The organism is Kitasatospora sp. NRRL B-11411, assembly GCF_000721345.1.
In the GTDB taxonomy this organism is placed as follows: Bacteria; Actinomycetota; Actinomycetes; order Streptomycetales; family Streptomycetaceae; genus Kitasatospora; species Kitasatospora cineracea.
Window position 1 is genome coordinate 20,626 of record NZ_JOGH01000074.1, and the last position, 12,627, is coordinate 33,252.

The following is a 12,627-nucleotide window of genomic DNA, read 5'->3' on the forward strand; positions in this document are numbered from 1 at the left end:
CGAACGCCGATGCCGGCAGCGATCAAGGCTCACGGGGTGTCAGCGCACAGCGTCAAGTGACGTAGCGTCGTGTATGCGAGGCATACGTGCCATGTGTCCACCATCGGAACCTGGCGGGCGAACTGCACGTAGGAGGTGTTCCCGTTCAGCACTCCCGTCAGCACTTCGCCGTCCTCGCCTCCGGCTCGCTGTGCGGCGCGGGCGCAGGCCATCAGGGCGGCGCCGACCGCCGGGTGGGACGGGCCGTGGGCGTTGGCAGGCCAGTCGGTAGGCCGTACCACCTCCGGTCCCAGCCAGGCGACCAGGACGTCCGCCACCGCGCTCCACAGCTTGAACGGGCGCAGTAGGTGTGGGGTCTGGGCTATTCCATCCGGTCTGGCACCGTTCAGTCCCAGGAGTTCCACGAGAGGGGCGTCGAAGAGGGCCCGGGCGTCCCGGTCGAGGTTATCGGTGCTGTTGGTTGCGTGAACCAGGTTGAAGACGGGGTTCAGGGCCCCGAAATCGCCGCGCAGAGTGCCTGGTCGGGCCCGGTGGGGAAGGGCATCCCCTGTGAAGCGGCCCGCGAGCTCGGCTGCAGCCGAGCTTTCGCCCGAGGACCGGCTGCCTTCTCGCTCCAGGAGCAAGGCGTGCGCCGGCCCCAAGCCGTAAAACACCTCGCTCAGCTGCCGATCGATGCGGCCCCCGGCGTGGGTGTCCGCGTCGAGGATGAGCTGGTGTTCCGGGCTCAGGACCACCTCCCGAAACCCGCGCAGCTTGTAGCCCCGGTCGCGTGTCCAGAGGGAGATCAGCCGAGTGAGGTGCTGGGCCACTCCGTCTGGCTTGACCATGAGAAGGGCGAAGCGGTCCGGTTCGAGCAAGGAGGACTCCTGTGCGAGCACGATCTCACGAGGCGCACCGACTGTACCTGGAACCCAGGCCAAGCCAATTCGTCGCTCTGCGTGGCCATTTCACGGAAGTTGAGCCAGAACCACAACTCGCGTTCAAAGCCAGCCTGGGCCCCGTTGAGGTCCGGAGGCCAGCGTTGTAGCGCCGAGGGGACTGCCACCGGCGCCGACAACCAGGCGCCGCACCGGGTGCCGCGCATTCGTAACCACCAGGTAGCCCGCAGGGGCGAAGTTGCCGATACCCGACAAGGCAGAGGGTGGCGCATCCCTCGGGGGTTGCGCCACCCTCACAGGCGCTGTGCGCGGTGCCAAGCCGGTTGGCGGGCTCGTCGGGCCTCGGGATCACCACGGCGGGGTGGGCGTGCCGTCCGGGTCGAGGCCGTATGGCCATAGTCGGGCGGCTTTGCCGTATTCGCTGCCAGGCTTAAGGAGCGCTGTTACGACGAGGGTGTCTCCGGCATCGACGGCGAGGTGTGCGAGGCGTTCGGCTTCTGCCCAGTCGCCCTCCTGTTGCATCAGCCGAGCGAGGTCGTTCAGGACGCGGATATCTCTGGTGTCGATGGCGAGTAGGAGACGGGCGTCGGCGACGGCGCCGGTGTCTTCAAGCTCGGTGAGGTGTTCGGCCACCCGATAGTCCTCCTGGAGGCCGCATTCCTCACCACGCTCATAAGGGTGAAGAGGGAAGGACGGAGGAATGGTCGCGCTGTCGTAGGCGAGCCGTGCAGGCGGCGCGGATCCGGCTCGGGCTGTGGCTCGCTCTTCCATCTCCTCGAACCAGGTCAACGCGGTGTCGTCGCCCGCGTCGGCGGCAAGTTCTGCGAGGCGCGCCGCTTCCGCCTGGTCCCCTGCCTGACGCCGCTCCCAGGCAAGGCGGCCGAGGGCATGCGCGTCGCCCGCGTCGGCGGCAAGCTGTGCGAGGCGTTCAGCCTCGCCCCGGTCCCCGGCTTCCTCCCGGCCTTCCGCGAGCCACGTCAACGCGTAGGTGCTGCCGGCCGATGCGGCGACCTCAGCGAGGTGAGTGGCCCTTGCACGGTCCCCCACGTCCTCCCACATGTGCGCCAGATCAGACAGGGCGTAGGAGCGGCCGGCGTCTGCTGCGCGCTGGTAGAGGTGTTGAGCCCACTGGAGACGATGGCGAGCACGGGCAGAGTCTGCGAGGCGTTCGAGGTCCTTGGGGAGGACGATGTGGTCGTGCACGGCATGCCAGAACGAGGCCGGGGGGCAGAGCATGCGCCGTTCGGCGCGGCCGTGCTGTTCCAGGTAGTCCGCAAGGCGGTAGAACGGGCCCGCTGTCGCCAGTGGTCCGGGGCTGGGTTTGCCGGGTGGCCGACGTCCGGCGCGGTGTCGTATGCGACGCAGGGGTGCCTCGTCGCCGTGCACGGGTTTGGCGAGTTCGGCGAGGGCGAGTTCGGCCCAGTCGTCGGTGAGGGCGTCGAATTCCTGGTCGGTGAGGTAGTCCTGGGCGGAGTCGGTGAGCAGGACCAAAGAGAGGTGAGGGCCGGCGCCGAGGCGACGTGCGTCCATCGCTGCGTGGAGGAGAGACCGGGCGCCGGGGGTGGCGTTGCGGTAGCGGCGAAGGAGTTCGGGTGCGCCGGCGAGGTCCTGTGTCAGCCGTCCGTCCTCGGCACGGGACAGGGCGTCGGCCAGGTGCCGGTCACCGGCCTTCGCGAGAGCAGCCGCTTCGGCGAGTGCAGCGGCGTCGAAGGTCTCGGGGACGGTGACCAGCCGCCCTGCCAGCAGTTCCCTCACCCGAGAGTACCGGTCGAAGGCTCCAGGCCGTGGAGCGATTGTGTAGGCGTACTCGTACTGGGGCCACAGGGTGCCCAATACCAGGAGGGGGCCGCGGGCCCGGTCGGTGAGCAGGGTGTGCACCGCCGCGGCGACGCGCTCGCCGACGCCCTGGTCCGCATCGAGGTAGTGCTGGGCTTCGTTCAGCCACACTACAGTCTTCGGCGCGACCCGTTCGAGGTCAGCGAGTGCGGCCTCGGCCCGGGTCGGATCGAAGGGGTGCCACAGTGTCCAGCCAGCCGCACTTAGCGGCTGGACGGCCTCCCAGCAGGCCCGGGTCTTGCCCGTAGAGGAGGAACCGACGAGCACGACCATCGCGCTGCTGCCGGATGCGGCCGCGGCGACGGCCTCGGCCAGGACAGCGTCGTGCGGGCGCCGTACGTACCCCGGCAGATCCGTTGCCGAAGCGCCATTGTCGGATCCGCGCGGGGGAACGGCACGGGCGTCGCTGGCAGTGGGGGTATCGGCGACCGGGTGAACCTCCAGGTCGTACGGATTCCAATGGGCGATCGGCCGCCCGACCTCGCCTAAAAGTGCCTGCTCTTGCAATGCTGCTTCCCCGGCAGCGGCACCGCCCCGCTCGAGTAGGTCTAGAAGCTCGGTGTCCTGCAGTCTCAGTGCGGCGGACAGGGCCGCGACCGTCCGCGCGGACGGCAGCCTGCCTGGCTCGGCACTGAATGCCTCGGACACGGTCGTGCGCCCCAACCGCGTACGCGCAGCCAGCTGAGTCTTGTTCAACCCGGACCTGGCGAGCCCCGTCTCCAACCTGGCACGCAGCTCCGCCAGCGCGGCTTGCCGCCCGCCCGGTTCCTGCTCACTCAACGTCCCGCCCCGGCCCGCTTGTCGATCCCCGTGTTCGCCGGTGTTCATCTTCCTCCGGCCGGTCCCCGACGGACACGGTCTTCGGGACATTCGGCTTGCACACACCACCGCCCGATACCTTCGAGGAGCCATCGTGTCCGACCACCTCGTACTGATCCTGCTCGCTACCACCACCGTGACCATCGCTGCGGTCCTGGCGGCTGGCGCGGCCGGCTACCTGGCCCGCATCGACGGAGCCAGCTACCTGACCGCCATCGCCCGGGCCAGCGCCACCTTCGCCGCCGTCCTCAACCTGGCCGCGCTGCTCATCACGGCCCTGACACCGCTGCTCCGATGACAGCCGGCCCGCACTTCATGGCATGGCTGCTGTGATCAAGGGGTGCGCGACCGGGCCTTGTCGGTCCGCTGGTCGATTCCTGTCTACCGGCGAAGGCGATCTCTGGTGGTTCCGGCGGTCCATGAACGGTGATTCTCACCACCGCGCGATGGTCGTGCGGTTTCAAATGAGTGGTCGCGCGCGGGTGATCGAGCGCAAGTTGGTTCGTTTTCGGGCGTGTTGTCGCCGTCGGCAGTCATGCTTGGTCGATCTGTCTGGGTGGGGGAGTGAGGGGGGCGCTTGTCGGATCAGCCTGATCTGTTCTCCGCGCAGCAGGAGGACAGTGCCGATGGTCTTCAGCACATACCGCCGTTCGTAGCGCCAGTGGCCGCCACGGCCGGCGCGGTTACCGGAGATCCGGTGGCGCTGCGCATCGCCGAGGCGATTCGGGATGTGTTCGGGGACTCCGGCTCCGAGAACGGCCTCAGCCGCGTGGAGATCGCCCAGGCCTGCGCGCCAGTGGCCTCCGCCGACGAGTTCGACGCACGCTTCCACGTCTTCACCAAGCTCCAGCTGCTGGAGCCGCTGCGCCTCAAGGCCCACGACCAGCGCTACGTCTTCAACCCCACCAGCGGGGCGGCGCTCCTGGTCTACGAGCGGCTGCGGGAAGCCGGTGGGGTCCACGAGATCACGATGCTCCTGGACCGGACCCGTGAAGGCATCCTGAATGGTTCCCTGACCGAGGGGGACCTTGCCGCGAAGATCGCCAAAGTGCGGCGCAGCCTGGCGAACTACACCAACCACCTGCTGCGGCTCGTGCGGACCAGGCCCATCGAGGAACTCCTCGGCCAGCGCCATCATCACGCCCATGCCGCGTCGATCCAGGAGGCGAAGTACGTAGTCGACGCCATCGCGGAGCGATACCCCGGGCTGCGCTCCGCCGGTACGAGGCTGATCCAGGAGGCGCTGCGCTACACAGCGGCAGTTCAGGAGTTCCACGACCGGCTCATGCGGCAGGCCATCACCCGCCGCGACTTCAGCATGCTGCTGCCCGAGCAGTACCTGACTGCCGCCCGGCGCGCTTCTGTCGACGCACTGGCGGGCGTGTTCGCCGCGACCGTTTTCGACCCGCCCCGCGTGGACATCACGGTCGGCCAGGTCCTCACCGCCGCCGCCGATCACCAGCCCCCGCCGCCCCGGCAGCGCCTGCCACCACCACCCACCAGGCCGCCAGGCCCGGACCCCATCGAGACCACGCGAGCCAGGGCCGCCCGGGCACGGGAGCGACGCGAAGCCGCAGTCACCCTGCTCATGGGAGGCAGGGCCGAAGCCGACCTCACCGAGGAACTGCGCGCCCTCCCGTGGCAGACAGCGGTCCGACACGTCGTCGACCTACTGCGTGCCGCAGCCGACCCGGCCCTCCCGTTCATACTCTCCATCTCCCGGCAGGTTGTGGTGGACCCCGACGGCCCCGTCACCTACGCCTCACCCATGGCCGTGTCCCGGGTTCCCGACGGCCCCCACGACATGCAGGACCACAATGACGATCCCCGGACCACGCCGGCAGAGCCCTCATGAGCGAGGACCGCTACCAGCTGGCACGTGCCCGGGCGCTGCGCACCTTCCCCGTCCCGGCCGACCACGCAGACCTCGCCCGGCTGCGCCGCGCCGTCGAGGACGTGGAACGTTGCCTGACCGACGTCGTCAGCGCAGGAGGCACCCGTGAACTGATGCTCGCCTTCAGCCCCGATGTCGAACCCGCCAACGGCTGCCTGGACGACAGCGACATCCGCCGCACCGCCCCGGCCTTCCGCCTGGTCACCCTCGCAGCCTGCATCCGCCACTGCTGGCCCGACCACAGCCAACCCCTGTACCCGGGACAGGCCGCCAGACAGGACGACATCATCGCCACCCTGACCCCGCTCCACGACGTCCTCGCCTCCCGGGAAGGCATCGCAGCACTGGGCCGCACCTCGCATTTCCTCGCCGCCGTACGTTTTCTGCGCGCCTGCGGCTACCTCGCCCCGGACGAGTGCGACGGCACGATCCGCCTTGGCCCTATGTGCGCACTGTGGGCCGAGCGCGACATCGCCGAACTCCGCAGCGGCTACGACGTCCTACCCGGCCCGAGGAAGGAGTGACACGGTGGACATCCCTGCACTGGACTCCCTGCCCCACGGCCGACGGGCGGATGTTCGCGCCGCGGTCTGCGCCGTGGAGACGGCCAGGCTGCCAGTGCGGCCGGCTCATTACCGCGCCCTCGCGGAGACTGCGCTGAGGGTCGTTGTGGAACAGGTCCTGGCCGCGTCCGGACGCACCCTGCTCGCCGTGGCCGGCGGCTACCTCTCCGGCTACGACGACGACATCAGACAGCGCCTGGCGCACGAAGGCATCGGCATCCTGCCGCGCGACGACCGTGCCGTCCTCACTCTGGTCCTGCTCCACAGCATTGCCATTCCCCAGGCCTCGGGTACCACCCTGCCCGACCAGCTCTGGACCCACGGCACGCCCGTGCCCGTGCAGGAGCTGAAAGGCGGCCGGGTACCCGATGGAGTCGTCGCCAGCGCCCTGCAGCGACTGGCCGACGCAGACCTGGTCCGCCACACCAAGACCGGCTACCTCCTGGGCTACCAGTTCCTGCGCCTGACGAAGTCGGCGAGCAGTGAACTGTTCGAAGAGCTCATCCTGCTCGCCGACCCTGCCGGCCCGCTCGCCGAGTCGATCCGGCGCCGGCGAGCTTTCCGCTCGGCACCGCAGACTGTCGCCCCCGGCCGTGAGACACAGGAGACGCCATGACCACCCCGCCCGCGTCCGACCTGCCACGGGGCGTCGTCGGCGACCGCCAACTCGTCGCTGTGCAGACCTTCGACATCGCAAGGCTCACCTCGCACCCCGTCCCGATCGTCCCCGAGACGTTCATCGCGGTCTCCGGCCTCGGCCCCAAGGAGGACTCCAACGGCTCCGGGAAGACAAGCTTCCTCATCGCCGTCTCCCTGCTGCTGGCCGATCCGCAATGGCGCCTGGACACCAACGGAGGACGACCCGCCGGCGGCATCCTGTTCCATCCCGAAGCCGCCGGAGTCGACCAAACTCATCGAGCATCGCCCGTCGACCACGGCTACATCGTCGGCGTCTTCGCCCACCCCGCCGACCCCGCCGCCGACCCCATGACCGTCTGGATCCGCATCGCCACCACAGCGCCCTACCTGCAGGCCAACTGGACCGAGGGACTGCACCTCGCCGACGCCATCACCGACCACGAACGCAGCATCCAGGCCGACGACCTCTGGCGCGCACTGGGCACCCGCCGACAGCTCTCCGCCCGCGCCATGGCCGACACGCTCTACGGCACCGCCCCCCGCTGCCTGACCTACCTCGACACCGCCCTGCGCCCACCCGCCCCCTCGCTGCTCAGCCAGCAGCTGACAGAGATGGAACCCAAGGACATCGGCAGGTCCCTGATCGCCCTGTCAGGAATGAGCCATCTGCTCGACGAGGAATACAGGTTGCGCGGCCTCGCACTGGAGAGCCAGATCGACCTCGAGAAGGCCCAAGCGGAGCATGAGAAGCAACAGCTCGCCGACGAGCAGGTGATGAATGCAGTGCGCGCCAGACAGGCGGCCCAAGACAGTGTCGAAGCCGGCCGTGCGGCGTGGCAGCGCTATCTCGCGGCCTCCTACCGTGAGGCCCGCGCTCTCGAGGAGAGCATCGCCGTGAAGACCCGGGCCGCACAGGATGCCCTCACGGCCGCCGACGCCGTCGCGCAGAAAGCCGACGACCGAGTGAGAACGCTCAGCGCGGCCACCGACCTTGCCGACAAGGAGAGCCAGGCCGAACTGAACTGGTCGAACGCTCAGCAGCTGAGCAATGAACTCACACAAAAGTTGACCGAGTTGAAGACCCGACACACGGTGCTGATCGAGGAGCGCCCCACCCTTCTGCCCTATCTTCACGATTGGGACGGAAGCGACACGGCCACCACCGCCGACCGCCTGGAACTGAGCAGACGCGACCACCTCAAGGCGGAGCAGGCGTGCGAGGCCGCCGAGGCCGCCGTCACCCGGGCCGAGAAACACCTGAACGACGTTGAACAAGGCCGCAGCGGGACCGCCGGCGCCGCCATCGACCTGCTGAGCGGCCACGGAATCCCCGCCTACGGCCTGCTCGACCAGATCGACCTGGAGGAGACCTCCCGTCCGCTGTGGGAGCCGCGCCTGGCTCCCTGGAGTGATGCCGTCGTGGTCCAGCCCCACCACGAGCACCGGGCGCGAGGTCTCCTCCACGCCGCTCTGCCCGGAACTCAGATCGTCATCTGCGACCCCCAGCGGGAACCGCTTCCTGAAGGAGTCCGCAGCAACCTGAACCTGGCACAGTTCCTGACGGCCCTCAACGAGCGCTTCGTCCCGACACATGATGGCGCCGACGTCCACGACCAGGCGTTGGCCCTGACTGTCACGGGTGGCTTCACCACGCCGCTGGCCGGACGCGAAACCCGACTGCAGCAGTCGCGTCGGCAACTCGCCCAATCCCAAACGCAAGTGACGGAAGCTGCCAACGCCCTGAAAGCCGCCGCTTCCGGCGTCATCCTGGCCCGAACCCAGCACACAGCAGCCCAAGCCGCCGAGAGACTCGCCCAACTCAAGAAGGAAGAGGACCAACTCCAGACGGACGTCGCCAAGGCCGACACTCGAGTTGTCGAAGCCAAACGGACCGAAGAACAACTCAAGAGCGTCTGGAAGCACGCCTGGGGCGAACACAACGGCCACAAGCAGCGCCTCATCACCGCCAAGCTCGAACTGGACGCCGCAAACAAGGAGGTCAAAGACCGTCGCAGCACCATCGTCGCGCTCGAACACCAGCGCACCAAGGCCGCCGCACCACAGTGGCAGCACCTCTGGGGCAAATCACTCGACGAGGCGATCCGTCAGCTGGCCGACCTACCCGACCAGACCCAGGCCGCTCGACCCGCCGCACTGCGCCGACAGGCAGAGCACGCCCTGCGCCGCGCGTACGAGCGCTACGGTGTCGACGGCGACCCCGACGCGGACGTGGGCGAAGATCTGCGCGAAGGCGACAAGATGGCACGTGCCCTGGCCGACGCCGAGCCCGGCGAGCCGCCGGCCCGCTCCTTCGCCGACGCGGCCTACCCGCTGGAGAACCGTCTGGCCGGCCACCGGGAGCAGGACAACGTGGCGGCAGCGCGTATCACCCGCGACCGCCGGACCCGGGAGCAGGCGATCGAGGAACTGGACGCGGTCGGGTCAACGCGCAGGAACGCGGTGGAGACCATCCAGGACATGATCGAGAATCACATCGAGGGCCTTTTCAGCCAGATCGGCGCGGCGTTCAACCGCCTCGACCTGGGCAGCGGCAACTTCGGTGCTAAGCTCGAGCACCGCAGTGTCCGCCCCGAAGGGGCCGGCGACTGGGACTGGCAGGTCACCCCGCGCTGGAAGCGATCCCGCAGCGGCGGATACGTGTCTTACCGGGAGAACGCCAACAGCGCCCAGGTCAAGGTGCACGCTGTCCTTCTTGTCCTGGCGGCCCTCCTCGCCGACAACCAGAGCCGCGGACGCGTACTGATCCTCGACGAGCTTGGCAACAGCCTCGGCGAGACCAACCGGAAAGACATGCTCGCAGCCCTGCGCGACGTCGCCCGGGACCAGCACCTGACCATCCTCGGGACCTGCCAGGACAGCGTCCTGGCCGATGCCGCCGATGCCTGCGGCGAACTGCTGTGGTTCACCCACGCGTCAGCCGCCGACATCACCAACCAGCCCACCAGCGTCTGGGCGTTCGACAGCAACGGCGAACGGACCCGACTCACCGAAGAGTGGATCACTGCAGGACGCGCCCATGCCTGACCCCGCCCACCGCCCTCCGCTCCTCGTCGGCGAAGCACACGGACGTGAAACCGTCCCGCTACGCGACCTGCCCCCGGGCATCATGGCGGTGACCCTGCCCCGCGTCGTCAAGGACGGCGACGACGTCATCCATGTACGCGTTCCTAAGGACCGCAAGCAACGCATCAAACCCCGCCAGGTCGACTTGGTCGCCGACCACCCGGTCAGCCCCTACGACCCGCCCCCCACCCTGACGCCCCGGCAACTGGCCAAAGTCCTAGAGACGAAGAGCAGCAAACGCTGGTCCACCATCGAGGCCGACCTCGGCGACAACGCCTGGCAGGCCACCGTCGACCTCATCCGCTGTGGCGCCGTCATCCTGCGCTGCGACGTCATCAACGTCACCGGCTACAGCCCCCGCTCCTGGACCCTGACGCACTCCTGGGCAGAGCTCGCCGAGGACAAGCTCGCCGAACTCAAGGGCCGCTCCCGCCCGGAGGACCTCCACCGCGAACTGCTCGCCCTGATGTCCGGCATCCCCCAACTCGCTGACGAGAAGGAGCTGCTGGCCAACACGCCACCCGGTCGCGTCCTGAAGGTCCCCGAAGGGACAGCCACCCGCGCCGAGGACTGGCGCGTCTACGAACTCGCCGTCCGGGCCGCCAGCACCTGGTGGCCCGCCCAGGGCCAGCCCCGCAAGATCACCGCCAAGGAACTCGCTGGCCGCAGCCTCCGCGACACCAAGAGCACGTGGACCCCCGCACGGCAGCAGGCCTTCTCCAACCTCATCGGCGTCCCCTTCGACCAAGCCGTCGACAAGGCCGACACCGACCTGCGCATCCGCGGACCGCTCCAGTGGCGCGTCGGCACCGTCATTGCCAACACCGCAGCCTGCGACCCCTGGCTCTCCCTCCCGGCCCGCGGCGTCCACGCCCTCGGCATGATCTCCTGCGACGCCCGAGGCGTCTTCGTCGTCGAGAACGAGGACACCTTCGAACAGATCTGCAAGATCCCCGAGATCACCGACACCTGGCTGTGCATCTGGGGCAAGGGCTACGCGACCAACGGCCTCATCGACCTCCTGTGCACCCTCGACGGGCTCCCTCTCGTGGCATGGGGCGACCTCGACGCCCACGGCATCCGCATCATCAGCAACCTCGCTGACCGCGTCGAAAGGCCGGTCACCCCGATCGCCATGACCGTCGACCTTTACCGCGCCGGCGTCAAATACTTCCAACCCCCGGAAAAGCTCACGGGCAACCGCGAACTCGCGATCCAGCTCGCCCAAGAAGCCCTGCCGGCCCTGCGAGACCTGGCCGGAGAGATCGCCCGAACCGGAGGCGAAGGCTGCGAGCAGGAGACCCTCTACGACGAAGTTCTGCCCGCTCTCCCGGGTCTACTGGAAGCGGTGCTCCTGTCCAAGCGCGGGTGAATGAGGGTGGTCCACCCACCGCCCGCTAGTACTGCAACGGTGCTTACCGTGGCGAGGCTTCAGTCTCTTGGGCTGTGGCCTCGTCGTTTGTAGTGGCTGGTCCGGGCCTGTTGTTGGCGTCTGCGGCGCCATCGAGACCAGTGCAGGACGCGGACGGTGCTGCGGCGGACGAGCCGGGTGAGGTGGGTGATCAGTCGGCGGATCTCGGGGAGGGGGAGGGGTATCAGGTCTGGCGTTCGAGCAGGTCCGGCCCCTTTTCGAGGTGCTGGACCCGCATGACAGTGAGGTAGGCGTGGGCGGCCATGGCCAGGGTGATGTGCCGGTACCAGCCCTGGTGGCGGCGGACCTGGTAGTCGTCGAGGCCGCACTGGCCTTTCGCGGTCTGGAAGCACTCCTCGATCGCCCAGCGGGCGCCCGCGACGGTGATCAACTCGTTGAGTGTGGCCTCGGCTGGTGCGTAGGCGATGTAGTAGGCGATCTTCGCCGGGTCGGTGATGCTGCGGCGGGCCAGGACCCAGTGCCTGCGATCGGGGCGGTGCCAGGGGCGGACCTCCACGCGCGCCCAGTCGTAGATCCGCAGGCCGTGGGCGCCCTCACCGCAGGAGCGGCGCTTCCACTTCTGCCGGGGCAGGTCGGCGACCAAGTCGTGCAGCCGATGGTCCGTGGCCTGCCAGGTGACGACGGTGTCGTGCCGGGTGGTGGCCACGACGTGGAAGACGTCGTCCTGCTCCAACTCGTAGCGCCAGCCCTTGCTGTAGCCGTAGCCGGCATCCGCGGTCACCCAGCGGAACGGGATTTTGTCGTCGATCGCGCGGCGGACCATCGCCCTGGCGAGCTGGATTTTGGTGGCGAACTCGACCTCGTCGCCGATCCCGGCCGCCCGGCAGCGATCGCGGTCGTCCGTCCAGGACTTCGGCAGGTAGAGCGCCCGGTCGATCAAGGTCCGGCCCCGCGCGGCCGAGTACGCGAGGAAGACTCCGACCTGGCAGTTCTCGGTCCGCCCTGCGGTCCCGGAGTACTGCCGCTGGACGCCGGCTGACCGCACGCCCTTCTTCAGGAATCCGGTGTCGTCCACGATCAGCACGCCGCCCGGGTCTGCCAGGTGCTCGACGACGTACTCGCGCACGTCGTCGAGCACCTGGCAGACCCGGGCGGCGTCCCAGTCGATGCGGTTCAGCAGCCGCTGGATCCGATCCGGTCCGCCGTGGCCGGCCTCCTCGGCCACCGTCCACCCGTTCTTGCGTTCCAACGGCGCCAGCAGGCCCCGCATGTAGGCCAGCGCGGACTCCCTCGACTCGCTCCGTGCGAACCGGTGAGCAAACCGCTCATGCAGGCCAGCCAGACCGTCCGACCAGCGACAAGCATCGACCTCGGATATGTCCCCACCCATGAACGGCCCAACGAGTGAACCCAACAACCGTCACGGTAAGCACCGTTGCAGTACTAGCGTCCTCCAGGTGACACAAGCCGTGCAGACCTACGCCTACCTCCGCCCCTCCGCGGTGCGGAGCAGCGGTGCCGGTCGGGGCCTCGTTCTGAAGA

At 68.7% G+C, this 12,627-nt stretch carries 9 protein-coding genes; 6 read left to right on the top strand and 3 right to left on the bottom strand.

What is annotated here, in order from left to right; genetic code table 11:
* Nucleotides 1-29 precede the first annotated feature (29 nt).
* A complete protein-coding gene (locus IH44_RS0126765; RefSeq protein WP_157852475.1) occupies nucleotides 30-857 on the bottom strand; it encodes a nucleoside-diphosphate kinase in 828 nt (275 codons plus the stop codon).
* Between the two features lie 369 nt (nucleotides 858-1,226).
* Nucleotides 1,227-3,542 (bottom strand): helix-turn-helix transcriptional regulator, encoded by a 2,316-nt coding sequence (locus IH44_RS0126770; RefSeq protein ID WP_051817358.1) that lies wholly within the window; start codon nucleotides 3,540-3,542, stop codon nucleotides 1,227-1,229.
* A gap of 85 nt (nucleotides 3,543-3,627) precedes the next feature.
* On the opposite strand from IH44_RS0126770, the gene IH44_RS0126775 reads away from it, so the two are divergent.
* From IH44_RS0126775 to IH44_RS0126800, 6 genes are all read left to right on the top strand, one after another.
* A complete protein-coding gene (locus IH44_RS0126775; RefSeq protein WP_030462297.1) occupies nucleotides 3,628-3,831 on the top strand; it encodes a hypothetical protein in 204 nt (67 codons plus the stop codon).
* Nucleotides 3,832-4,110: 279 nt separating this feature from the next.
* The gene (locus tag IH44_RS0126780) at nucleotides 4,111-5,388 is read left to right on the top strand and encodes a hypothetical protein (RefSeq protein WP_030462298.1); all 1,278 of its coding nucleotides are present in this window, start codon (nucleotides 4,111-4,113) and stop codon (nucleotides 5,386-5,388) included.
* Nucleotides 5,385-5,951: a hypothetical protein gene (locus tag IH44_RS0126785; protein ID WP_030462299.1), complete on the top strand. Its 567-nt coding sequence runs from the start codon at nucleotides 5,385-5,387 to the stop codon at nucleotides 5,949-5,951. Before IH44_RS0126780 ends, IH44_RS0126785 begins: the two co-directional genes overlap by 4 nt.
* 4 nt (nucleotides 5,952-5,955) lie before the next feature.
* A complete protein-coding gene (locus tag IH44_RS0126790; RefSeq protein WP_051817359.1) occupies nucleotides 5,956-6,606 on the top strand; it encodes a hypothetical protein in 651 nt (216 codons plus the stop codon).
* Nucleotides 6,603-9,674, top strand: coding sequence for a hypothetical protein (locus IH44_RS0126795; protein ID WP_030462301.1), 3,072 nt, complete (start codon nucleotides 6,603-6,605; stop codon nucleotides 9,672-9,674). Before IH44_RS0126790 ends, IH44_RS0126795 begins: the two co-directional genes overlap by 4 nt.
* Nucleotides 9,667-11,085: a Wadjet anti-phage system protein JetD domain-containing protein gene (locus IH44_RS0126800; RefSeq protein WP_030462302.1), complete on the top strand. Its 1,419-nt coding sequence runs from the start codon at nucleotides 9,667-9,669 to the stop codon at nucleotides 11,083-11,085. Before IH44_RS0126795 ends, IH44_RS0126800 begins: the two co-directional genes overlap by 8 nt.
* 223 nt (nucleotides 11,086-11,308) lie before the next feature.
* Here IH44_RS0126800 and IH44_RS0126805 read toward each other — a convergent pair whose 3' ends face one another.
* A complete protein-coding gene (locus tag IH44_RS0126805; RefSeq protein ID WP_035956495.1) occupies nucleotides 11,309-12,475 on the bottom strand; it encodes an IS701 family transposase in 1,167 nt (388 codons plus the stop codon).
* Nucleotides 12,476-12,627 lie beyond the last annotated feature (152 nt).

What these genes read in the sequence shown, in the direction of transcription:
- IH44_RS0126770 (WP_051817358.1), bottom strand. Translation starts at nt 3,542, where the DNA reads ATGAACACCGGCGAACACGGGGATCGACAAGCGGGCCGGGGCGGGACG.
- IH44_RS0126805 (WP_035956495.1), bottom strand. Translation starts at nt 12,475, where the DNA reads ATGGGTGGGGACATATCCGAGGTCGATGCTTGTCGCTGGTCGGACGGT.
- IH44_RS0126785 (WP_030462299.1), top strand. Translation starts at nt 5,385, where the DNA reads ATGAGCGAGGACCGCTACCAGCTGGCACGTGCCCGGGCGCTGCGCACC.
- IH44_RS0126795 (WP_030462301.1), top strand. Translation starts at nt 6,603, where the DNA reads ATGACCACCCCGCCCGCGTCCGACCTGCCACGGGGCGTCGTCGGCGAC.
- IH44_RS0126800 (WP_030462302.1), top strand. Translation starts at nt 9,667, where the DNA reads ATGCCTGACCCCGCCCACCGCCCTCCGCTCCTCGTCGGCGAAGCACAC.